The sequence below is a fragment of the Caulobacter sp. ALps2 genome (assembly GCF_058681635.1).
In genome coordinates, this window is sequence record NZ_CM178743.1 from 1655988 (window position 1) to 1678565 (window position 22578).

Below are 22578 nucleotides of genomic sequence, written 5' to 3' on the forward strand. Positions count from 1 at the left end.
AAACAATGAGTTTCGATCATTTCCGTATCCGCGCCAATCCGTCGCGGGCAATCTCTCGTCATCAAACGGCGGTAACGGCCTGATGGGGGCCTAGCCAAGCGAGGGACAACGGACATGAGCAGCGGCTTCTTCACCACCACCGACGGCGTCCAGATCTTCTTCAAGGATTGGGGTCCCAAGGACGCCCAGCCGATCGTCTTCCACCACGGCTGGCCCCTGTCGTCGGACGACTGGGACGCGCAGATGATGTTCTTCGCGCTCAAGGGCTTCCGCGTCATCGCCCATGATCGTCGCGGCCACGGCCGGTCGGACCAGACCGACACGGGCAACGAGATGGACACCTACGCCGCCGACGTGATCGCGCTGGCCAGGCATCTGGACCTGAAGAACGCCGTCCATATCGGCCACTCGACCGGCGGCGGCGAAGTCGCCCGTTACGTGGCCCGCGCCGAGTCTGGCCGGGTCGGCAAGGCCGTGCTGGTCGGCGCCGTGCCGCCGATCATGCTGAAGACCGACGCCAATCCGGGCGGCCTGCCGAAAGAAGTCTTCGACGGCTTCCGCGAGGCCCTGGTCGCCAACCGCGCCCAGTTCTTCCACGACGTGGCCGCCGGTCCGTTCTACGGCTTCAACCGCGAAGGCGCGACGGTGTCGCCGGCCGTCGTCGAGAACTGGTGGCGCCAGGGGATGGCCGGCGGCGCCAAGGCTCACTACGACTGCATCACCGCCTTCTCGGAGACCGACTTCACCGAGGACCTCAAGGCCATCGACGTTCCGGTGCTGATCCTGCACGGCGAGGACGACCAGATCGTGCCGATCGACGATAGCGCCCGCCTGGCCATCAAGCTGGTCAAGAACGGCACGCTGATCACCTATCCGGGCTTCCCGCACGGCATGGCGACGACGCAGGCCGAGACGATCAACAAGGACCTGCTGGCCTTTATCCAGGGCTAAGCCGGAGGGCCGCGTCGGAAGGCGCGGCCCTTACCCCTTCGGCGTCACCGTCACGACCGCCTGGTCCGGCGCGCCATTGCCGCCCCGGCAGGCGGCCCACTTGTACTTGATGTCCATGCAGACCCAGACCTCGGTCAGCCGGCCATTCTTGACGCGGACGTTCAGGCCCTCGGCCCGCACGCCGCGATTGCGCGACAGGAACGCCTGGCGGATCTCGCCGGCGGTCATCACCTGGTCCGCGCCCGGATCGAGATCAGGTACGTTCAGGCCCTCGCGGACCTTCTGGGCCTTCTTGAAATAATCTTCGGGCGTCGCCCAGTTGCACGTGCCGTGAGCCTGCCACTCGTGCTGCAGCAGCCAGGGCGAGGGGGTCATGCACAGATTGGCCTTCACCGTGGCCGGACTCATCGGCGGGCTAGGCTTGCAGTAGCGTGGATGCACCTTGTCCGGGCCGTTGGGCCACAGGCCGTGCACCGTGAAGCCGAAGCGGTTGGTCTGGCACTGGATCTTCTTGTCCGACTCGGGGATGCCGGCGCGGCAGGCCTCCGGCGACCAGTAGAGGGCCAGGAGGTAGGCCGCGATCGGTACGTCGGGGTGGATCTCGTCGGCCGGCGGGACTTCGGCCGGGGCCGGAGTGACCACCGGCGGGACCGCGCACGACTTCAGGCTGGAGGCCTGGGCGCCGCTGGCGAGCGTGAGAACGGCGGCGGCGGCGGCGGCGGCGAGGGCGGTCTTCATGTCGAGCTCCGGTCTACGACGCGGATAGGCCCCGCGCCGCGCCGGTCGTCAAGACAACGTCTAGCGACGCGCCTCGGTGGCCATCCGCACGGCCAGGCCGCCCAGCACCGTGGCCATCAGCCAGCGCTGGATCAGGGCGAAGCTGGGGCGCGTGGCCAGGAAGGTGGCGATGCCGCCGGCCATGAAGCAGATGGCCCCGTTGACGCTCAACGAGACGGCGATCTGGCTGAGGCCCAGCACCAGCGACTGGGTGAAGACCCCGCCGTGCTCGGGCTTGATGAACTGCGGCAGCAGCGACAGGTACAGCATCGCCGCCTTGGGGTTCAGGATGTTGGTGACGAAGCCCATGGTGATCAGTTTGGCGGGGCTGTCCTTGGGCAGCTCGCGCACCTGGAACGGCGAGGCGCCGCCCGGACGGATCGCCTGCCAGGCCAGCCAGGCCAGATACAACGCGCCGCCGAAGCGCAGGACGTCATAGGCGATCGGCGCGGCCATCAAGAGGGCGGTGATGCCTAGCGACGCGCACAGCAGATAGACGACGAACCCCGCCGCCGTGCCGATCAGCGAAACGATCCCGGCCCAGCGGCCCTGGCAGATCGAGCGGCTGACCAGATAGAGCATGTTCGGCCCCGGCGTCAGGGCCATGCCGAGGCAGACGAGGGTGAAGGCGATCCAGGTCTTGGCGTCGGGCATGGGCGCGGGCTCCGTGAGGGTGCGGTGGAGCTTTAGCATGTAGGGGCGAACGCAGCGACGGGGATGGGTGTTCATCCTTCTCCCCTTGCGGGAGAAGGTGGCGCGCAGCGCCGGATGAGGGGTTGATAGCCTGTCGGAATAGCGTTGCGGCGCAAGCGGTTAGGCCTGCACGACCCCTCATCCGACCGCCTTCGGCGGCCACCTTCTCCCGCGAGGGGAGAAGGGGAACCGAAGAGCATTCACGCCAACTTATCCCCGGCCTTAAAACCCGCCGTACAGTCTACCCACCTCGTCGCGAGGAAAGGGCGCATGGCCAGCGACCGTTGCGGCGACGGGGGGCGATCGAGCGGGCGCGCTCGTCGGCGCGGGGGTGACTCCGCGACCGCGCCATCCCCGAGGTAGTCGACCCTGGAACACAGAAACGACGGTGGATGCGGGCCGAGGAGAGCGACAGGGGAGTCGAAAGGCTCCTGACCGGGACCAGGCTTCGCGGCCAGGCCCGCCCGTCGGAGGCTTCAAGGGCGGCAAGGCGCGAACAGCGTCGGGACGTCACGCTTCCGGATAACGATCGCGCGGAGCGTCTGGCTTCGTCGAAACGGTACCAAACTACTTAAACTCCGGGCGTGGCCCGGCGCTCCGCGTCCCTTTCCGAATCCCCTCGCCGCCGCTCTGGCGTGAGGCTGAATCGCCGTGTCTTGCCGCCGTCCGCGGCCAAAGCGTCGCTTTTCGGACATATCCGCCGCAATTGAGAACGATTATCATTGCGACAGCTTCGCATCGTGGCTAAGAACGCGTCGCAATTTCAAGGCGTCCCTGGCGGCGCCTGCTGGGGATAGGACCAACAATGCGTAAGCTGAACTCCGCCGGTGTCACGAGCCGGCCCCGTCGCGCCCTGGGCGTCGCCGCCGTCGCTGGCCTGGCGGGCCTGGGCCTGGCGCAAGCCGCTCTCGCCGCGCCGGACGCCGCTGATGCTCCCGTCGCCACCGCGCCGGCCGACAGCACCGAAGTCTCGGGCGTCAAGATCGACGCCAAGCGCACCGCCGACCCGTCATCGAGCAAGTTCACCGCCCCGCTGCTGGACACGCCGCGCTCGGTCACCGTCATCCCCTCGCGGATCATCGAGCAGACCGCCGCCACGTCGCTGCAAGACATCCTGCGCACCTCGCCCGGCATCACCTTCGGCGCCGGCGAAGGCGGCCAGCCGTTGGCCGACCGCCCATTCATCCGGGGTCAGAGCTCGGGCAACAACATCTTCGTCGACGGCGTCCGCGACACCGGCGGCCAGACCCGTGAAGTCTTCAACCTGGAGCAGGTCGAGGTCGTGAAGGGGCCGGACTCGGTCTACAGCGGCCGCGGTTCGGGCGGCGGCAGCATCAACCTGTCGTCCAAGTCGCCCAAGACCCGCAACTTCGCGGCCGGGTCGGCCGCCGCCGGCACCGATGAATATTATCGCGTCACCGCCGACGGCAACTACACCTTCGGCCGGAACGCCGCGTTGCGCCTGAACCTGATGGCCACCGGCGGCGACACGCCCGGCCGTGATCACGTCCAGTTCAAGCGCTGGGGCTTCGCCCCGTCGGTCGCCGTCGGCATCGACACCGACACGCAAGCGACCCTGAGCTTCTATCACCTGGATACCGACCAGGATCCGGACTATGGCATCCCGCTGGCCAGCAAGCGCACCTGGGGCGTGGCTGGCACGGACAACCGCGCACGTCCCGCCAGCGGCATCCTGGATGTGGATCGCTCGGCCTATTATGGCCTCGACCGCGACTGGATGAAGACGAAGGCCGACATCGCCACCTTCGCCATCCGTCACGAGGTGAGCGACAACCTCGCGATCCGTCAGGTCATCCGCTACGGCAAGACCCTGAACGACTACTTCGTCACCAACCCCGGCGACGGCGGCGCGGCCCAGTTCGTGGCCGGCGAATGGTGGATGCTGCGCGGTGTCAAGTCGCGCTGGAACGAGGCCACCACCACGGCCTTCGTCACCGATGTGACCGGCAACTTCATGGCGGGGTCGTTCAAGAACCGCTTCAACGTCGGCATCGAGCTGTCGCGTGAAGTCAACGACAACACGACCTACACCTTCTTCACCACGGGCGGTTCGGCCTGCCCGACCGGCTTCACCGGCGCGACTGTCGGCTGCACGCGTCTGTACGCCCCCAATCCGGGCGACGCCTGGACCGGCGTGATCAATCGCGGCCCGCTGTCGTCGTCGAAGACGCGCAATGGCTCGATCTACGCCTTCGACACGATCGACCTGACCGAGAAGCTGCTGCTGAACGTCGGCGTCCGTTACGACGACTATTCGACCCAGGGCGTCAACGCCACGGCGACCCAGGCGAACGGCGTCGTCACCGGCGTGACCTATACGAGCCTGCCCAAGGGCGGTTGGGACTTCGTCAACTACCAGGTCGGCCTGAACTATAAGCCGACCGCCTCGAGCAGCCTGTACGTCTCGTACGCCACCTCCTCGACCCCGCCGAACATCGCCGGCGGCGACCAGAACACCGCGGCCACCGCGGCCCAGGTCGTGTTGGATCCGGAAGACACCACCAGCATCGAGGCCGGCGCCAAGGCCAATGTGTTCGGTGATAAGCTGGCCCTGTCGGCCGCTGTCTTCCGCACCGAGCGCAAGAACGCCCAGATCGCGCTCAGCGCCACGGAAGTCGCCCAGGCTGGTGAAGTCCGCGTCCAGGGCCTGGAGCTTGGTGTCTCGGGCTACGTGACCCGCGCCTGGCAGGTCTTCGGCGGCTACACCTACATGGACAGCGAGCTGGTGAAGGGACCCTACACCAGCGTCAATATCGGCGACCCGCTGGCCAACACGCCCAAGAACACCTTCAGCCTGTTCACGACCTATCGCGTGATCCCGGCCCTGTCGGTGGGCGGCGGGGCCTACTATGTCTCGAAGAGTTTCGGCGGCAACCAGGGCGGCGCCGGCGGCGGGACCAACAAGGTGTTCGCGCCGTCGTACACCCGCTTCGACGCCTTCGCCTCGTACAAGGTCAACGACAAGATCGACCTGCAGCTGAACGTGCAGAACCTGACGGACAAGCAGTACATCCTGCGCACCAACGGCGTGCACCACGCCGACCCGGCGCCGGGCCGTCAGGCGATCCTGACCCTTGCCGTGAAGTACTGACCCCTCCCTCCGGGAACATGATGACCATCAGGTTCCCGGCGCTCGGGACCGAGCCCGCCAAGGCAGGCTCGGCGGAGCTTTACTTTAGCGCCCCGCTCGTCTCGGACGACGAGCGGGGCGCTTTATTTTTCGGCCTGACCCGGATCAAAGAGAGAAGACGTCGCATCGGCTAGGCCGATGAAAGGACGAAGGAGCCGCCTCCATGATGCTGCAGATCCCGCAAGTGCTGACCAAGGACCAGGTGGCCGAATGCCGGGCGATCCTGGACGCGGGTCCGTGGGTGGACGGCAATCTGACCTCGGGCTTCCAGGCCGCGCGGGCCAAGGCCAACGAGCAGCTGCCGCAGGACAGCGACGCGGCCCGCGGCGTGGGGGCGACCATCCTGCAGGCGCTGGAAGCCAATCCGCTGTTCGTCTCCGCGGCCCTGCCTCAAGTCATTCTGCCGCCGATGTTCAACCGATATGGCGAGGGCATGGGCTTCAAGGACCATGTCGACAACGCCATCCGCCGCGATCCGGTCAGCGGCCAGCGTCTGCGCACCGACCTGTCGGCGACCCTCTTCCTGGCCGAGCCTGACGACTATGACGGCGGCGAGCTGGTCGTGAACGACCTCTATGGCGACCACGTCGTCAAGCTGGAGGCGGGGGACATGATCCTCTATCCCAGCTCCAGCCTGCACCACGTCACGCCGGTGACCCGAGGCGTCCGCACGGCCAGCTTCTTCTGGATTCAGAGCCTGATCCGCGACGACGCCCGCCGCACGATCCTGCTGGAGATGGACGTCGCCATCCAGCGCCTGGCCCGCCAGGTCGAGGCCGACGAGCCGGGGATCCTGTCGCTGACCGGCGTCTATCACAACCTGCTCAGGCAATGGGCCGAGGTCTGAGGGTCGATCGCGGAAGATCGCGTTCACGGAACATAGCTACGCGACTGGAACCTAAAGTTTACGGTTGCGCTCCACGATCCGCCCAACCTCGCGGAGACCGGATGTCCACGGCGTCGAGCACAGATGCGAATTCCAGCGCCCCCACGCCCTTCGGCGCGGCGGAGGCGGCGCGCTGGTTTTTCGACAACGCCAGCGATCTCTTCACGATCGTGTCGGCCGAGGGCCGTTTCGTCACGGTCAACGCCGCCTGGAGCGCCCTGACCGGCTGGACGACCGAGGAGACGATCGGCCAGCCGGCGATCAAGTTCGTGCATCCCGACAGCCAGCCCGAGCTGCTCGACATCTCCCGGCGCATGAACGAGACCGGCGCGACCGCCACCGAGCTGAAGGTCCGCCGCAAGGACGGCCGCTGGATCTGGCTGCAGGGCCGAGGGCGCCTGGGACCCAACGGCGAACTGGTTGGCATGCTGCACGACGTTTCGGCCGAGGTCGAAGCCCGGGCCGAGCTTGAAGCCGCCCGTCGCACCCAAGCGCTGCTTTCCGAAGAGGCCGGCATCGGGGTCTGGAGCTACGAGCCCGAAGGCGAACATATCGCCTGGTCGCCGGATATCCTGGCCCTGCTGGGTCTCCGGCCCGGCGACGTCGACACCGCCGAGAAATTCCTGGGCCGTCTACCCGAAGATCGACGCGAGACCGTGCACGCGGTCTTTCGCCAGGCGACCCGGACGGGCGAGGGCGGCACGGTCGAGTTCCACCTGCGCGGCAATGACGGTCGCTGGCTGACCTTCCGCAGCACCTATCGCGCCGAGGCGCGGCCGGGGCCGCTGTTCGCCCTCAAGGGCATCACCCAGAACATCACCGACGTGGCCCGCAGCCGCGACAAGGCCATCTGGAGCGAGCGCCGGGCCCGCCGTCTGGTCGAGGACGCCCCGTTCGCCGTGGCGGTCTACGACCTGGACATGCGGCTGCGACTGGTCAGCCCGCGCTTCCTGGAGATCTTCCGCTCGACCGAGGCCCAGGTCATCGGCAAGACCCTGACCGAGCTGACCCATGGCGGCCGCCGCCGCTTCGTGGCCGGCGTGGCCCGGGCGCTGTCCGGTGAAATCGTCACCCGCCGCGAGGACCGCCTCGACGACGCCGATGGGGTCGAGCGTTCGTTCCGCTGGGAAGCGCGGCCGTGGTTGGACGCCGCGGGCGAGATCGCCGGCGTTATCACCTACATGGACGACGTCACCGCCCTGGCGGCGGCGCGGCGCGAGGCCCGGATCAACGCCCGACGGTTGAAGGTCGCCCTGGGGGCGGCGCGGGCCGGGGTCTACGAGATCGACCACGAGTCTCAAGGTTTCTGGGGCTCGCCCGAGTTCCATCGCATGATGGGCCGTCGGGTCGGCTACGAGGATGTCCGCGAGGCCGTCTGGCCCATGATCCACCCCGACGATCGTGAACAGCTCTACGCCGCCGCGGCCGAGTGGCGACGGACGGGCGAATGGGGGCCGCACGAGTACGACGTGCGGCTGGTGTCGCCGGGACGCGAACCGCGCTGGGCGCGAGTCTTTCACGACGTACGCCGCGACGCCTCGGGTCGGGCCCGCAAGGCATTCGGGCTTGTCCTGGACATCGACGAAAAAAAGAAGGCCGAGCTCGCTCTGGTCGCCGCCGAGCGCGCGGCCCAGGCGGCCAACGAGGCCAAGGCCCAATTCCTGGCCAATATGAGCCACGAGATCCGCACGCCGATGAACGGGGTGCTGGGCGTCATGCATGTGCTCAAGCGCGAGCTGCCCCCTGGCGACAGCGCCGATCTGCTGGGCGAGGCTTTGGCGGCCGGCCATATGCTGTCGACCCTGCTGGACGACGTCATCGACATCTCGCGCATCGAGGCCGGACGCCTGGACCTGAACCGCGAGCCGGTCGACCCGGGCGAGCTGGTTCGGGGCGTGGCGCGTCTGCTGGCTGGCCAGGCCACGCACAAGGGGCTGCGGCTGGAACTCGACATCACCGACGACCTGGGCTGGGTGGAGACCGACCCGACCCGCGTCCGCCAGGCCCTTTTCAACCTCATCGGCAACGCGGTGAAGTTCACCCTGAAGGGCTCGGTGACCGTCCGGGCCCACAGGGAGGCCGATCGCCTGGTCTTCGATGTGATCGACACCGGCGTGGGCGTGCCGCTGGAAGCCCAGGCCCTCCTGTTCGAGCGCTTCCAGCAGGCCGACGCCAGCACCACCCGCCGCTTCGGCGGTTCGGGTCTGGGCCTGGCCATCACTCGCAAGCTGGCCCAGATGCTGGGCGGCGAGGTCTCGTTCACCTCGGTCCCGGGCGAGGGTTCGACCTTCACCCTGACGATCGCCGCGCCGGTCGCCACCGCGCCAGGCCCGGTCGAGGTCCATGGCGACGATCTCCTGGCGGGCCTCAAGGTGCTCGTCGTCGAGGACAACCCGACCAACCAACTGGTCGCCCGCCGAATCCTGCAGCAGCTGGGCGCGGCCGTCAGTGTCGCCGACGACGGCGCGTCGGGCGTGGAAGCCGCGCGCGACGGCGGCTTCGACCTCATCCTGATGGACGTGCAGATGCCAGGGATGGACGGGCTGGAGGCCGCTCGCCGGATCCGCGCCCTGCCAGGATCCGCCGCTCAGGCGCCGATCATAGCCCTGACCGCCAATGTCATGGCCCACCAGCGCGCCTCGTACCACGCCGCCGGCATGGATGGCGTCGCCGCCAAGCCGGTCTCGCCCGCCGCCCTGGTCGCCGAGATCGTCCGCCTGTCGCGGGCCGGCCCCGAAAGGCGGGGCGCCGTCGCCTAACCCTGTTCCTCCGCCCCCTTTCTGCCGCCCCTGAACCACGCTAAGCAGGGCGAAAGACGGGGGAACGGAATGGCCGACGGAAGTCAGCAAGGCGCGTCGATGCGCACGGTGGTCGCGGCCTCTTCGGCCGGCACGGCCTTCGAGTGGTACGACTTCTTCATCTTCGGCAGCCTGGCCCAGGTCATCTCCAAGACCTTCTTCACCGGCCTGCCCGACGCGGCCGGCTATATCGCGGCCCTGGCCCTGTTCGGCGTCGGCTTCGCGTTCCGGCCGCTGGGCGCGCTGGTCTTCGGCAAGATCGGCGACCAGGCCGGGCGCAAGGGCGCCTTCCTGGCCACGGTGCTGCTGATGGGCGGCGCGACCTTCGCCATCGCCTTCCTGCCGACCTACCAGCAGGCCGGGATCATCTCGCCGATCCTGCTGATCATCCTGCGCTGCGTGCAGGGCTTCGCCCTGGGCGGCGAATACGGCGGGGCGGCGATCTACGTCGCCGAGCACTCACCGACCGATAAGCGCGGCTGGTCGACGTCGTGGGTCCAGACCTCCGCGGCCTTTGGCCTGTTCGGCGCGCTGCTGGTCATCCTGATCACCCGCGCCGCCGTCGGTGTCGAGGCCTTCGACGCCTGGGGTTGGCGCATCCCGTTCGCCGTCTCGATCGGCCTGCTGGCCGTCTCGGTCTGGATGCGCATGAAGCTGACCGAGAGCCCCGCTTTCGCCGCCATGAAGGAAGAGGGCCAGGCCTCCAAGGCGCCCTATGCCGAGGCCTTCGGCCAGTGGAAGAACCTGAAGCTGGTCATCCTGGCCTTCTTGTCGATGATGTGCGCCCAGGGCGCCGTCTGGTACACCAGCTTCTTCTACGTCCAGACCTTCATGGAGAAGTTCCTGAAGGTCGATCCGGTGACCATCAACGAACTGATGATGACCGCCACGGCGATCAGCGCGATCTTCTACGTTGTCTTCGGCTGGCTGTCGGACAAGGTTGGCCGCAAGCCGGTGATGCTGGGCGGCATGACCCTGGCGCTGCTGTTCTACTTCCCCGGCTTCCACATCCTGGAGAAGGCCGCCAACCCGGCGCTGGCCGAAGCGTCGGCCAAGGCGCCCGTCGTCGTCGTGGCTGATCCGGGCGACTGCTCGCTGCAGTTCGATCCCGTCGGCAAGGCCGCCTTCGTCACATCATGCGACATCGTCAAGGGCGCTCTGGCCAATGCCGGCGTCTCCTACGCCAACGAAAAGGCTCCGGCCGGCGCGACGGCGGTGATGAAGGTCGGCGGCGTGGAAGTCGTCTCCCAGAGCGCCAAGGGTCTGTCCAAGGCGCGGGTCAAGGCGGTGAAGACCGGCGTCGAGACCCAGATCAAGGCGGCCCTGGCCAAGGCCGGCTACCCCGCGAAGGCCGATCCGGCGCGGATGAATAAGCCGCTGATCCTGGGCGTACTGTTCGTCTTCGTGATCGCCGCCACGGCCCTGTTCGGCCCGCTGGCCGCCTGCCTGGTCGAGCTGTTCCCGACCCGGGTTCGCTACACCGCCCTGTCGCTGCCCTATCACATCGGCACCGGCTGGGTCGGCGGCTTCGTGCCGTTCTTCGCTTTCGCCATCGTAACGGCCGTCGGCGACATCTATGCGGGCCTCTGGTACCCGGTCGTCTTCACCCTGATCAGCGTGCTGACCACGGCGTTCCTGTTGCCAGAGACCAAGGGGCGGTCGCTCAACTAGCGGACTCTTTAGCTCGCGGCGGGCACCACCTCGACGGCGATCTCGGCCTGGGTCAGGGCGTGGATCAGGGCAGGGTCGACGGCGTGGGTGATCAGCCGGACGATCTGGCGGCCTTCGCGGGCCAGCTGGATCAGGTGTTCGGCGTCGGCCTTTTCCGCCGCGACCCGCTCGACGTCGCGGCGGGCCATCTTGACGATCTCCGGATCGGCGTCGCCGTCCAGCACCAGCACGTCGGCCGCGCCCAGGGCTCGCGAGGCGCGCAGGGTCAAGAGGTCGACCGGACCCTTGCCGGCGATGAAGCGGACCGTTCCCTTGCGGGCCGTGCCCTTGGCCAGGGCTTCGCGGAACAGCTGGCCGGCGCGGTCCATGTCGCCGGCCTTGGCGGCGGCGGCGGCCTCGCCCATGACGGCGTCACGCAGGAAGGCCCGGCGCTCGTGCAACGCTGGCAGCGCGCCGCGCACCTCGCTCTGGAATTTCCGCAGCAGGGCGGCGACGCGGCCCATGCCCTCGGGCACCTGGGCCTCGATGTCGTTGCGCAGCATGGTCGCCAGCACCGGGGCCGACCCGCCGGTGCCGACCGCCGCCACCACCTCGCCGCGGTCGATCACCGCGGGCGTGTTGAAGTCGCACAGCTCGGGCCGGTCGACGACATTGACCAGCACCCGCGCCGCCCGCGCCGCGCTGGCGGCGGCCTGGACGAAGACCTCGTCGGGACTGGCGATGAAGGCCAGGGTCGCGCCGGTATAGGCCCCCGGCAGATAGGCGTCGTGGCCCTCGAGCCGAACCAGGGTCGCGGGCGAGCCCTCGAACAGCCGGGCCTTGGCCTCGGCCGCGTCACCGACGCCGGCGATCACCACCTTGCGGCCGGCCAGAGGGAAATAGGCGGGGAAGGAATCCAACACGACGTCCCTTGAACTATTGCGATCGGCAATCGGCGTACGGGCCGCCGGGGAAGCCCTTGAGCATGGCGTCGGCGCCCTTGCTCCAGATCTCGGCGTCACCGGCCGTGTAACGCGCGCCGGACGCCGAACGGGCCAGCTTCAGGGTCTTGGTGACGCCGCCGGCGGTGACCACCGCCTTCTTGCCGTGCAAGGCGTAGGCGCTGGTGAACCGCTTGCCGCCTTCGCAGCTGTAGCGGATCGGCGCGTCCGTCGAATCCATCGGGGCCACGGTGGCGCAGCCGGCCAAAACTGTAACAAGCGTCACGGCCAGAACGGCGAGAGGAACGAGGACGCGGCGCAAGACGAAGCCTCCGGGCGGTTGCGAACAGGAGCATAGCGGGCCTTCGCAAGTGCGGCAGCGTTTTTCAGCCGCCGCGCGTTTCCTGCCAACCGCGCCGCTCGAAATCCTCTGGCCAAGCCGGGTGTGAACGGTGTTAGGTTTCGACCGGGGCGCGGGGCGTCCCTTTTCGTTGGAGGCGAAGACGCATGGCCGTAACCCTCGATATCAACGGCAAGCCGACATCGGTCCAGGCCGCGCCCGAGATCCCACTGCTGTGGGTGCTGCGTGACGAGCTAGGCATGACGGGCACGAAGTTCGGCTGCGGCCTCGCCCAATGCGGCGCCTGCACGGTCCATCTGGACGGCCAGCCGATCCGCGCGTGCGTGACGCCGATCGAGGCGGTCGGGACGGCCAAGATCACCACCATCGAGGGCCTGGGCGGCCAGCATCCGGTGCAGCAGGCCTGGGTGCGCCACGACGTGCCGCAGTGCGGCTACTGCCAGTCGGGCCAGATCATGTCGGCCTGCGCCTTGCTGGCCCAGAAGCCGAAGCCGACCGACGAGGACATCGACAACGCCATGTCCGGGAATATCTGCCGCTGCGGCGCCTATCAGCGCATCCGCGCGGCGATCAAGGACGCGGCCGACACCGGTCCGCCGATGGGTGAGCCGCATGCCGATATCGACGAGGCCATCGTCGCCGGTTCGGGCGCGACCAACCGGGGAGCTGGCCGATGAACGCGCCTTTCAAAACCGCGAACGCCCCTAGCCGTCGCGACGTGGTCGTCGCCTCGGCCCTGGTCGGCGGTTCGCTGCTGGTCGGCTGCTCGCCGGCCGACCTGATGAGCGCCGGTTCGAAGGTCGAGGTCGGGGCCTTCGGACCCTTCGTCAAGATCGCGCCGGACGGCGTGGTCACGGTGATCTCCAAACACGTCGAGTTCGGCCAGGGTAATCACGCCGGCCTCGCGGCCATCGTCGCCGAGGAGCTGGACGCCGACTGGACCAAGGTCCAGGTCGAGCAGGCCCCCGCCAACGCCAAGCTCTACGCCAACGGCGCCCTGGGCGCGCAGTTGACCGGCGGCTCGTCGGCGATCTCCAACTCGTGGGACCAGCTGCGCAAGGCCGGGGCGGGCGCGCGGGCCATGTTCGTCCAGGCCGCCGCCAACAAATGGAACGTTCCGGTCGGCGAGATCACGGTCAAGGACAGCGTCCTGACCCACACCTCGGGCAAGACCGCGACCTTTGGTGAGCTGCTGACCGACGCGGCCAAGGTTCCGCCCCCCGCGGACGTCAAGCTGAAGGACCCCAAGGCCTTCACCCTGATCGGCACCGATCGGGTGCGTCGCAAGGATTCCCAGGCCAAGAGCGACGGCACGGCCCGCTACACCCAGGACGTCCGCCTGCCCGACATGCTGACGGCGGTGGTCGCTCACGCCCCGCTGTTCGGCGCCAAGGTCAAAAGCTTCGACGCCGCCGACGCCAAGAAGGTCGCCGGCGTGGTCGACGTTTTCGAGATCCCGACTGGGATCGCGGTCGTCGCCCAGAGCACCTATGCCGCTCGCATGGGCCGCGAGGCGCTGAAACTGGAATGGGACGAGGACAAGGGCGAGAAGCGTGGCTCGGCCGCCATAGCCCAGCTGTTCAAGGACGTCGCGGCGGGCAAGAACGCCGAGACCAAGTGGGAGGCCTTCGACCAACGCGGAGACGCCGCTTCGCTCGAATCCGCCAAGGGCGAGCGGGTGTTCGAAACGACCTACGAGTTCCCGTATCTGGCCCACGCCACCATGGAGCCGATGAACTGCGTGGCCGCCGTCGACGGCGGCAAGGTCAAGCTGACCTTCGGTTCGCAGGGCCAGACCCTGGATCAGCTGGCGGCGGCCAAGATCGTCGGCTGCCTGCCGGGTTCCGTCGAGATCGAGACCCTGTTCGCCGGCGGCTCGTTCGGGCGGCGCGCCAACTTCCAGTCCGACTACGTCGCCGAGTGCGTCCACATCGCCAAGAAGATCGGCAAGGGCCGGCCGGTGAAGCTGGTCTGGACGCGCGAGGACGACATGCAGGCCGGCTATTTCCGGCCGCTGACCGTTCACGCCGTGAAGGTCCAGCTGGACAAGGACGGCTATCCGGCCGCCTGGCGTCACCGGATCGTCAGCCAGTCGATCATGAAGGGGTCGCCGATGGGCGGCAAGGGGCCCGACCAGACGGCGATCGAAGGCACGGCGGGCTCGCCCTATCTCAAGGCCACGCCGATCGTCGACGCCCAGGTTGCGCTGCCGGACGTCGGCGTGCCGGTGCTTTGGTGGCGCTCGGTGGGCGCGACCCACACGGCCTTCGTCATGGAGCACACGATCGACCAGTTGGCCGCCAAGGCCGGCAAGGATCCGATCGAGTACCGCCGGACGCTGTACACCAAGGCGGGCGCTGACCGGCACCTGGCGGCGCTGAACCTGGCCGTCGAAAAGGCCGGACCCAAGGCGGCCGCCGGCTGGACGCGCGGCGTGGCGGTGCATGAGAGCTTCGGCTCGGTCGTGGCCCAGGTGGCCGAGGTCAAGCTGGAGAACGGGGCGCCCCGCGTCGGGCGGGTTGTCACCGCCATCGACTGCGGCGTCGCCGTCTCGCCCGACCAGATCGCGGCCCAGATGGAGGGCGGGACCTGCTATGGACTGTCGGGCTTCATGTTCGGCGAGGTCACCCTGACCGACGGCAAGGTCGATCAGAGCAACTTCGACACCTACCGCGTGCTGCGGATCAACGAGGCGCCGACCGTCGAGACCAACATCGTGCCGTCCGGCAATCCGCCCAGTGGCGTGGGCGAGCCGGGTACGCCGGTGATCGGTCCGGCCGTGGCCAACGCCCTGCTGGTCCTGGACAAGGTCCCCACCACGCGCTTGCCGTTCGTTCGCTCGGAAACCTGATAGTTTCGGATTACCCGTTTCGCTCGCTAGACGGGAACCGAGCGGCCTAGCATCTTGCGTGTATGGTGGATCGCGTCAGTACCGCTTTCGAGAAGCTTACCCCCCGCGAGCGGGAGATCCTCCGGCTCATCGCCGCGCATCTCCAGTCCAAGGAGATCGCGCGAGCGCTGGGCTTGTCGCCCAAGACCGTCGAGATGCACGTGCTCAGCGCCCGCCGGCGTCTGTCGGGCATGAGTCGCCGCGACGCCGCCCTGGCTTTCGTGGCCTGGGAGGGCGGCGACCCCGGTAGCGACTACCGTAGGCAACCAGGCGGGATGGCAGCGCTTCCGGACCCGCTCCCTTCTGATCGTGAGATCGGAAGTGACCATGACCGCGTATCAGAACCCAACCGCCGTGCCCATGGACGTTCGACCGCGCGACGGGACTGGCGTCATGAGCTGAGCAACCTTCAGTGGCTCGGCCTGGTGCTTGGGATTACCGCCCTGACCGCCGTGCTCCTGGCCGTGATCGCGATCGGCGTGCATGAGTTCATCTTGGCGGTCCAGCGCATCACCCACCGCTGACCGACTGGCGCCAAACCCCAACGTTCTTCTCATCGCAGTGTTCAACAACGCGCGGCCCCCGCCGCGCGACAGGATTTTCTTTGCATGCAGCGATCATGCGTTACATCGTCGAATGCGGTTGGAGGCGACGGGCCGAGCAGGCCGCCGGTCGCATCGAGGGTCGCGCTTGCCGGTAACGCTGGTTCCCTACATCGCCTATCTGATCGCCCTGGTGATCTGTGGCTTGGCGTACTGGCAGGGCGACCGACCGCTGCGGATCGCGGCCGTGGTCCTGATCGTCAGCTGGGCGCTTTCGCCGCTCGTCAGCAACGGCAGCCGGACCAGCCTGGACTATCCGGTGACGATCATCGACACGAATGCCGCCCTGATTTTCATCTGGATTTCCACGCGGTGGCGGCGGGTGTGGTGCGCGATACTGTCCGCCCTGACGATCGTCGTCACCATCATTCCGATCGTGAGCCTGATCGACCGGGGCATCCACAGATACAACAACCTGGCGGCCAACAACGTCGTGGCCGTGTTCCAACTCATCGTGATGCTGGTGGCCACCGGGCTGACCGTTCGCGCCCGGGGACGGGCCGATGAAGGCGCTCTTCAGCTCTGACCTCGACGCGATCGCCGACGAGGAGGACGTCGCCGAGTTCCGGCGCGGCTACGCGATGCTCGGCGAGCATCATCGTCGCATTCTCATGATCCTGGTCCCCAGGCTGGTGGCGTTGGAGGACCGGGGCGACTCCGCCGGGTCCTTGCGACTCATCGCCGAGATCAAGCAGCTGGTGACCCGCGAGGAGGGAGCGTTGCACTAGGACGGGCGAAGGTCGTGGCCGGACGTTTCGGGGGAGGTGTCCGGCCCTCAGCGGCCTTCGACGGCGCGGGTGAGGTCTTCGGGTCGATCCACATCAAGGTGGATCCCCGGATCCTCGACGGGAATCCGCGCCAGCTGGGCGCCCGCGTTCTCCAGCAGGACGCGGGCGCCTTCGTCTCCGGACAGGGCGCGCAGGGCCGGGAACCAGGATGCGCCGAACAGCACCGGATGGCCTCGGCGGCCCAGATAGGTCGGGGCGACGATATCGTGAGGACTGGTCAGGGCCCGGACCAGTCGGGTGACGGTGGCCGGATCGACCCTCGGCATGTCGCCGAGGAACACGAAGACGCCCGCCGCGTCGTCCGACAGCGCCCGGGCAGCGGCCCGAAGCGAGGCGCCCATGCCCTCGGCGGCGTCCTCGACGGGGACGATCGACAGACGGTCGCTGGCGACTAGCCGCTCGGCCGTCGCCTTGACCGCCTTGCGAACGGCCTCGCTTGCGACCGCCACATGGACCCGCCGCACGGGCGACAGGAAGGCCGTCAGCAAGGCCCCCGCGACCAGCGGAGCGCCATCGAGCCGGGCCAGCAGCTTGGCGCCGCCGAACCGGGCGCCGGCGCCAGCCGCCAGCACGATCGCTTCCAGCGACGTCGTATCCCTTTCCGTCATGGCTCTCAGCGCCTATTCTAGAAGATGGATATGACGCCCTATGACGATAGCCCTAGGCAAGCCGTCTTCACCGCCCCCCGGCTAATCGACGGGTTCGGGCGCGCCGTCACCTATCTGCGTGTCTCCGTCACCGACCGCTGCGACCTGCGCTGCCTCTATTGCATGTCCGAGCACATGACCTTCCTGCCTAAGGCCGAGGTGCTGACGCTGGAGGAGCTGGACCGCCTGGCCTCGGCCTTCGTGGCCCTGGGCGTGCGCAAGTTGCGGCTGACCGGCGGCGAGCCGCTGGTGCGCAAGGGCTTCATGGAGCTGGTCGGCGGCCTGTCGCGCCACCTGCGCTCGGGCGCGCTGGACGAGCTGACCCTGACCACCAACGGCACCCAGCTGGAGCGCTACGCCGCTGATCTGGCCCGCCATGGCGTGCGGCGGATCAACGTCTCTCTGGACACGCTGAAGCCCGATCTCTTCCGCACCCTGACGCGCGGCGGCGTTCTGGGCCAGGTGATCGCCGGGATCGACGCGGCTCTCGCGGCCGGCATCGCGGTCAAGATCAATGCGGTGGCCCTGAAGGCCGACAACGCCGCCGAGCTGCCGGAGCTGATCCGGTGGGCCCACGGGCGCGGCTGTGACATCACCCTGATCGAGACCATGCCGCTGGGCGAGGTCGACCAGGACCGCACCGACCAATATCTGTCGCTGCGGGACGTCCGCCGCGACCTGTCATCGTTCTGGACGCTGGAGGACATCCACCACGCCACCGGCGGCCCGGCGCGTTATGTCCGGGTGGCCGAGACGGGCGGACGGCTGGGGCTGATCACCCCGCTCAGCAACCACTTCTGCGACACCTGCAACAGGGTGCGGCTGACCTGCACCGGCACGCTGCACACCTGCCTGGGCCGCGACGACGCCAGCGACCTGCGGGCGGTGATGCGCGGCGGGGCGAGCGACGTCCAGCTGAACGACGCGATCTTCGAGGCTATCGGCGCCAAGCCGCGGGGTCACGACTTCCAGATCGCCGCCGCGCGTCCGGCCGTGGCGCGCCATATGTCCACGACGGGCGGCTAGGCGATGGCGCGGGTGCTGCTGTTCGGACGCTTGGCCGACCAGGCCGGCTGGCGCGCCCGCGTGGTCGAGGCCGGTGATCTCGCGGCCTTGCGCGCGACCTTGGCGGCCGCTGATCCGGACCTGGGCGAAGCGCTGGCCGCGCCCGGTGTCCAGGTCGCGGTCGACAAGGCCATCGTCCGGGGCGAGGCAGCCCTGACAGCCACGACCGAGGTCGCCTTCCTTCCCCCGATGAGCGGCGGATGATCGTCACCCTGACGGATCAGCCATTCGAACCCGGCGCGCTCGTCACGGCCTTCTGCGCGGGGCGCGAGGAGACCGGGGCGGTGGCGACCTTCGTGGGCCTGGCGCGGGCTGAGAAGGGCGCGGCGGCGGCCCTGGAGCTGGAGGCCTATCCCGGCTTCACCAACATGGCGATCGGCGAAATCGCCCAGGCGGCGATCTCGCGGTTCAAACTGCACGACGTCCACATCGTCCACCGCACCGGCCGTATCGCGCCGGGCGAGGCGATTGTCTTTGTCGCCACCGCCGCTGGCCATCGCCGCGAGGCCTTCGAAGCCTGTGATTTCCTGATGGACTATCTGAAGAGCCGGGCGCCCTTCTGGAAGAAGGAGCACGGCCCGGACGGCGCGCGCTGGATCGAGCCGACGGACCGCGATAGGACCGACGCGCAACGCTGGGACTGAGGAGTGACGCAATGTCGGAAGGCCTGAAGCCGGGCGGCGGGATCAAGCCGGAACTGCCGTTCAAGCCGGTGCGGATCGCCGTCCTCACCGTCTCGGACACTCGTGACGAAAGCACCGACACCTCGGGCCAGATCCTGATCGACCGTGTGCGTGACGCCGGCCACGACTTCGCCGGCCGCGCCGTGATCCGCGACGACGTCGAGGCGATACGCGCCCAGGTCCGCGACTGGATCGACAGCAAGACGGTCGACGCCATCGTCACGACCGGCGGCACCGGCCTAACCGGCCGCGACGTCACGGTTCAGGCGCTTGAGCCTTTGTTCGACAAGAAGATCGACGGCTTCTCGGTGATCTTCCACCTGGTGTCCTATGCCACGGTCGGCCTCTCGACCCTGCAGTCGCGGGCCACGGCTGGCCTGATCGACGGCGTCTTCATCTTCTGCCTGCCGGGCAGCAACGGCGCGGTGAAGGACGGCTGGGACAAGGTCATCGCCGCCCAGCTCGATAGTCGCCACAAGCCCTGCAACATGGTCGAGCTGATGCCGAGGCTTCTGGAACAGTGAGCAAGCTGACTCACATCGATAGCGAGGGCCGCGCTCGCATGGTCGATGTCTCCGACAAGCCGGCGACGGCGCGCGAGGCGGTGGCGACCGGGTTCGTGCGCATGAGCCCGGAGACCCTGGCGCTGGCCGTGTCCGGTTCGGGCCGCAAGGGTGACGTCCGCGCCGTGGCCGAACTGGCCGGTGTCATGGCCGCCAAGAAGACCTCGGACCTGATCCCGCTGTGCCACCCGCTGGCGCTGTCGAAGGTGGTCGTCGAGGTCGAGCCAGGCGAAGGCGGGCTGGCCGTGACGGCGCGGGTCAAGACCACCGGTCCAACCGGCGTCGAGATGGAGGCCCTGACGGCCGCCTCGATCGCCTGCCTGACGATCTACGACATGCTGAAAGCCGCCGAGAAGGGCATGGTCATCGAAGCCGTCCGCCTGCTCGAGAAGACCGGCGGCAAGTCGGGCGACTGGAAGGCTTAAGCCGCCCGACGCTGAGCCTCGCCGCCGATCCGCAGCTCACCCATGCGTTGGGCCAGGCGCGTGGCTTCCTGGGCCAAGGCATGGCTGGCGGCGGTGGTCTCCTCGACCATGGCGGCGTTGCGCTGGGTGACCTGGTCCATCTGGTTCATGGTCGTGTTGACCTCGGCCAGGCCGCGGGCCTGCTCCTGGGTCGAGGCGGCCATTTCGCCGACCAGACCATCGATCTGGTCGACCTCGCTGGCGATGGCGCGCAGAGCCTCGCCGGCCTTGCCGACATATTCCACGCCTTGGCCGACCTCGGCCGTGCTGGCGCTGATCAGGGTCTTGATCTCCTTGGCGGCGTCGGCCGAGCGCTGGGCCAGCGCCCGCACTTCCTGGGCGACGACCGCGAAGCCGCGACCGGCTTCGCCCGCGCGGGCGGCCTCTACCCCGGCGTTCAAGGCTAGCAGGTTGGTCTGGAAAGCAATCTCGTCGATGACGCCGATGATCTGACCGATCTGGCTCGAGGACTTTTCGATGGCGCCCATGGCCTCGACAGCCTGGCTGACGATCGAGCCCGAGGCGTCGGCGGCGCTGCGGGCGCGCTCGACCACCTTGCGGGCGCGACTGGCCCCCTCGGCGGTCAGGCGCACGGTGCTGGTGATCTCGTCCAGGGCGGCGACAGCTTCTTCCAGGCTGGCGGCTTGGCGCTCGGTGCGGCCGGACAGGTCGTCGGCGGCCGCGGTGATCTCGGCGGTGCCGCCATGGATGGCCGTCACGGCGCCCAGTGAGGCGGCGATGACGCCCGACAGCTTCTCGACGGCGATGTTGAAGTCGACGCGGAGTTTCTCGTAGCCGGCCGGGAAAGCGTGCGTGATTCGGTGGCTGAGGTCGCCCTCCGACATGTGCTTGAGCGCCTTGGCCAGGCTCTCGACGACGGCCCTCTGAGTGACCTCGGCCTCGTCGCGGCGCTTCTCGGCCTCCCGGCGTTCGATCTCCAGCGTGTCGCGCACGTCGGCGGCTTCCAGTTCCTTGCGGCGCGCTTCCACGGTGTCGTGGAAGGTCTGCAGGGCGTCGGTCATCTGGCCGATCTCGTCGTTACTGATCTTCTTGGGCAGCACGACCGAAAGGTCGCCGGCCGACAGGCGGCGCAGGGCGTGGGTGATGGCGACCAGCGGTGCGACCAGCCCGCGCTTGGCGGCCAACATCAGCAAGGCGGCGAAGGCGGCGGCGGTCAGCAGTAGGGCGCCCATGACCGCCTGGCCCAGGAAGCCCAGCGACTGGGCGGCTTCGGCGTCGCGGGTGGCGGCGGCCTCGATCTTGGTCGAGGCGCCTTCCATCTTGTCCTCGAGCGCCGAGAATTGCTTTGCGAAGTCCGGTAGCTTGCCACGTGCGCCGGCCGCGTCGGTGTCGGCGCTAGCCACGATGTCGCTGGCCGAGGCGATATAGGCGGTCAGCGGGGTCTCGACCTCGGTCAGGGCGGCCTTGACCGCCGGGTCGCTGGCCAGCTTGCCGCTGGAGGCGATGTCTTCCTTGAACGCCTGGACGTGCTCGGCCAAGTCGGCGCGAACCGTCTTGAGGTCGACGCCCAGCGCCGGGTCGGAGGACATGATCCCGCCCATGACGTCGGCGCGCAGAGCGTCGTGCATCATGTCGGCATGCATGTGCAGGCGCAGGATCCTGGCGGAAGCTTCCGAGCGGGTGAGCGCGGAATCGAGGCTGATGGCAACCCACAGGCCGGTGCCGGCCGTGGCCGCGCACAGCAGCGCCGCGCCGGCGGCGGCTCCCATGACCTTCTGACCCAAGGACGCCATGTCGTTCTTCTCCGTGCGGATGGCCGCAAATCGGGGAGAAGGATGCCGGGCGAGGTGTCTAACGGCTCTTAACCGTAACCGTGTTGGGCGGGTGACATAACGTCGCGCGCTGAAACTAGCGCGGGATCTCGGCGGTCTTGACCAGGGCCACCTGGCGATAGACGGCGGCGATCTCGAAATAGCGGCCGAAGGCTGCGTGGAACTGGTCGACGGCCTGCTTCACGCCCGGTCCGCCGATTTCGCTGATGTCGTGCCAGTAGTCGTCCAGCACCATCATGCCGCCCACGCTGAGCAGGCTGGCGCAGAAACACAGGTCGATCAGCACGGCCAGGGCCGTGTGGCTGCCATCGACATAGATCAGGTCGAATTGCTCGTCGCGCTCCAGCATCTGGGGCAGGACGTAGGTCGAGAAACCCTTGTGGGTGTCAAGGCTGCGGAAGCCGCACTTGGCCATGTTGCGGCGGAAGCGCGGCTCGACGGCGTGGTACTTCTCTTCGGGGTTCAGGGCTTCGTCGAACCAGGGGTCGATGACCGTGACCGCCAGGCGGCTGGGCAGCAGCCAGTCCATGAAGGCGAGGTTGCGACCCTCATAGGCGCCGATCTCCATATAGCGGATCGTCTCGCCCTCGGGGCGCTTGCCAGCGAAGTCGCGCAGCAGCGGGGCCACGAACGGGATGTTGTTGCTGGCCCAGGTCGAGGTGAACTCGAAACCGGCCGCTTCCGCGTGGGCATTGAAGGCGTCGACCACGGCGTGGTCGCGCTGGCCGCCCAGCATGGTCCTGGCCAAGTTGGCGGCTAGGCGCGGATTGACCTTGGTCAGCGAGCGCAACTTGGCAAGGCCGCCACGGTGCGTCACCGTCTCGGCGTCGAAGTGCATGTCCACACCATCGGCCATGGCTTGATCTCCCGCAATC

The 22578-nt window shown here is 68.2% G+C and carries 22 protein-coding genes and 1 pseudogene; 16 read left to right on the forward strand and 7 right to left on the reverse strand.

Translation table 11 applies throughout. The annotated features are described in order from the left end of the window. Positions 1 to 114: 114 nt before the first annotated feature. Positions 115 to 951, forward strand: coding sequence for an alpha/beta fold hydrolase (locus ACW173_RS07865; protein WP_492084394.1), 837 nt, complete (start codon positions 115 to 117; stop codon positions 949 to 951). Positions 952 to 981: 30 nt separating this feature from the next. On the opposite strand, the gene ACW173_RS07870 is transcribed toward ACW173_RS07865, so the two are convergent. After that, complete coding sequence (locus ACW173_RS07870) at positions 982 to 1689, reverse strand: ribonuclease T2 (RefSeq protein ID WP_492084395.1); 708 nt, start codon at positions 1687 to 1689, stop codon at positions 982 to 984. Between the two features lie 60 nt (positions 1690 to 1749). Further along, the gene (locus ACW173_RS07875; protein WP_492084396.1) at positions 1750 to 2382 is read right to left on the reverse strand and encodes a LysE family translocator; all 633 of its coding nucleotides are present in this window, start codon (positions 2380 to 2382) and stop codon (positions 1750 to 1752) included. 251 nt (positions 2383 to 2633) lie between these two features. Between ACW173_RS07875 and ACW173_RS07880 the strand changes: the two are divergent. From ACW173_RS07880 to ACW173_RS07900, 5 genes and pseudogenes are all read left to right on the forward strand, one after another. Further along, positions 2634 to 2734 (forward strand): annotated as a pseudogene (locus ACW173_RS07880) (hypothetical protein); the annotation flags it as partial. A 492-nt stretch (positions 2735 to 3226) separates the two neighbouring features. Next, positions 3227 to 5533: a TonB-dependent receptor gene (locus ACW173_RS07885; RefSeq protein ID WP_492084398.1), complete on the forward strand. Its 2307-nt coding sequence runs from the start codon at positions 3227 to 3229 to the stop codon at positions 5531 to 5533. Positions 5534 to 5735: 202 nt separating this feature from the next. Beyond that, positions 5736 to 6419 carry a Fe2+-dependent dioxygenase gene (locus tag ACW173_RS07890; protein ID WP_492084399.1) on the forward strand — a complete coding sequence of 228 codons (684 nt, stop codon included), beginning with the start codon at positions 5736 to 5738 and terminating at the stop codon, positions 6417 to 6419. Positions 6420 to 6520: 101 nt separating this feature from the next. Next, on the forward strand, positions 6521 to 9217 hold the full coding sequence (locus tag ACW173_RS07895; protein ID WP_492084400.1) for a PAS domain-containing hybrid sensor histidine kinase/response regulator: 2697 nt from the start codon (positions 6521 to 6523) through the stop codon (positions 9215 to 9217). Between the two features lie 69 nt (positions 9218 to 9286). Then, entirely contained in the window at positions 9287 to 10927 is a 1641-nt protein-coding gene (locus ACW173_RS07900; protein ID WP_492084401.1) for an MFS transporter, read from the forward strand. Positions 10928 to 10935: 8 nt separating this feature from the next. Here ACW173_RS07900 and ACW173_RS07905 read toward each other — a convergent pair whose 3' ends face one another. Together ACW173_RS07905 and ACW173_RS07910 are read right to left on the reverse strand one after the other, a co-directional pair. Further along, the gene (locus ACW173_RS07905) at positions 10936 to 11826 is read right to left on the reverse strand and encodes an NAD(P)-dependent oxidoreductase (RefSeq protein WP_492084403.1); all 891 of its coding nucleotides are present in this window, start codon (positions 11824 to 11826) and stop codon (positions 10936 to 10938) included. 16 nt (positions 11827 to 11842) lie between these two features. Further along, positions 11843 to 12169 (reverse strand): MliC family protein, encoded by a 327-nt coding sequence (locus ACW173_RS07910; protein ID WP_492084404.1) that lies wholly within the window; start codon positions 12167 to 12169, stop codon positions 11843 to 11845. A 185-nt stretch (positions 12170 to 12354) separates the two neighbouring features. Here ACW173_RS07910 and ACW173_RS07915 point away from each other — a divergent pair, with 185 nt between their 5' ends. The 5 genes from ACW173_RS07915 (at position 12355) to ACW173_RS07935 (ending at position 16428) form a co-directional block, all read left to right on the forward strand. Next, the gene (locus ACW173_RS07915) at positions 12355 to 12885 is read left to right on the forward strand and encodes a (2Fe-2S)-binding protein (protein WP_492084406.1); all 531 of its coding nucleotides are present in this window, start codon (positions 12355 to 12357) and stop codon (positions 12883 to 12885) included. Next, a complete protein-coding gene (locus ACW173_RS07920) occupies positions 12882 to 15059 on the forward strand; it encodes a xanthine dehydrogenase family protein molybdopterin-binding subunit (RefSeq protein WP_492084407.1) in 2178 nt (725 codons plus the stop codon). Before ACW173_RS07915 ends, ACW173_RS07920 begins: the two co-directional genes overlap by 4 nt. 62 nt (positions 15060 to 15121) lie before the next feature. Beyond that, positions 15122 to 15622: a helix-turn-helix domain-containing protein gene (locus tag ACW173_RS07925; RefSeq protein WP_492084409.1), complete on the forward strand. Its 501-nt coding sequence runs from the start codon at positions 15122 to 15124 to the stop codon at positions 15620 to 15622. A gap of 166 nt (positions 15623 to 15788) precedes the next feature. After that, positions 15789 to 16226, forward strand: coding sequence for a hypothetical protein (locus tag ACW173_RS07930; RefSeq protein ID WP_492084410.1), 438 nt, complete (start codon positions 15789 to 15791; stop codon positions 16224 to 16226). Then, on the forward strand, positions 16204 to 16428 hold the full coding sequence (locus ACW173_RS07935) for a hypothetical protein (RefSeq protein WP_492084412.1): 225 nt from the start codon (positions 16204 to 16206) through the stop codon (positions 16426 to 16428). Before ACW173_RS07930 ends, ACW173_RS07935 begins: the two co-directional genes overlap by 23 nt. 47 nt (positions 16429 to 16475) lie before the next feature. Here the strand turns inward: ACW173_RS07935 and ACW173_RS07940 are convergent, their stop codons facing one another. Beyond that, positions 16476 to 17096 carry a nucleotidyltransferase family protein gene (locus tag ACW173_RS07940; protein WP_492084413.1) on the reverse strand — a complete coding sequence of 207 codons (621 nt, stop codon included), beginning with the start codon at positions 17094 to 17096 and terminating at the stop codon, positions 16476 to 16478. Between the two features lie 30 nt (positions 17097 to 17126). On the opposite strand from ACW173_RS07940, the gene moaA reads away from it, so the two are divergent. From moaA to moaC, 5 genes are read left to right on the forward strand one after another with little or no spacing between them, the layout of a single operon-like run. Continuing rightward, complete coding sequence (gene moaA, locus ACW173_RS07945) at positions 17127 to 18161, forward strand: GTP 3',8-cyclase MoaA (RefSeq protein ID WP_492084414.1); 1035 nt, start codon at positions 17127 to 17129, stop codon at positions 18159 to 18161. Positions 18162 to 18164: 3 nt separating this feature from the next. Further along, positions 18165 to 18404 carry a MoaD/ThiS family protein gene (locus ACW173_RS07950; RefSeq protein ID WP_492084415.1) on the forward strand — a complete coding sequence of 80 codons (240 nt, stop codon included), beginning with the start codon at positions 18165 to 18167 and terminating at the stop codon, positions 18402 to 18404. After that, positions 18401 to 18844 (forward strand): molybdenum cofactor biosynthesis protein MoaE, encoded by a 444-nt coding sequence (locus tag ACW173_RS07955; RefSeq protein WP_492084417.1) that lies wholly within the window; start codon positions 18401 to 18403, stop codon positions 18842 to 18844. The genes ACW173_RS07950 and ACW173_RS07955 overlap by 4 nt, the downstream gene beginning before the upstream one ends. Before the next feature lie 11 nt (positions 18845 to 18855). Beyond that, a complete protein-coding gene (gene moaB, locus ACW173_RS07960; protein ID WP_492084419.1) occupies positions 18856 to 19407 on the forward strand; it encodes a molybdenum cofactor biosynthesis protein B in 552 nt (183 codons plus the stop codon). Beyond that, positions 19404 to 19871, forward strand: a complete 468-nt coding sequence (moaC, locus tag ACW173_RS07965; RefSeq protein ID WP_492084420.1) for a cyclic pyranopterin monophosphate synthase MoaC — start codon at positions 19404 to 19406, stop codon at positions 19869 to 19871. The genes moaB and moaC overlap by 4 nt, the downstream gene beginning before the upstream one ends. On the opposite strand, the gene ACW173_RS07970 is transcribed toward moaC, so the two are convergent. Both ACW173_RS07970 and ACW173_RS07975 read right to left on the reverse strand, forming a co-directional pair. After that, positions 19868 to 21664 carry a methyl-accepting chemotaxis protein gene (locus tag ACW173_RS07970; protein WP_492084421.1) on the reverse strand — a complete coding sequence of 599 codons (1797 nt, stop codon included), beginning with the start codon at positions 21662 to 21664 and terminating at the stop codon, positions 19868 to 19870. The genes moaC and ACW173_RS07970 overlap by 4 nt on opposite strands. A gap of 115 nt (positions 21665 to 21779) precedes the next feature. Then, positions 21780 to 22559 (reverse strand): class I SAM-dependent methyltransferase, encoded by a 780-nt coding sequence (locus tag ACW173_RS07975; protein WP_492084423.1) that lies wholly within the window; start codon positions 22557 to 22559, stop codon positions 21780 to 21782. Positions 22560 to 22578 lie beyond the last annotated feature (19 nt).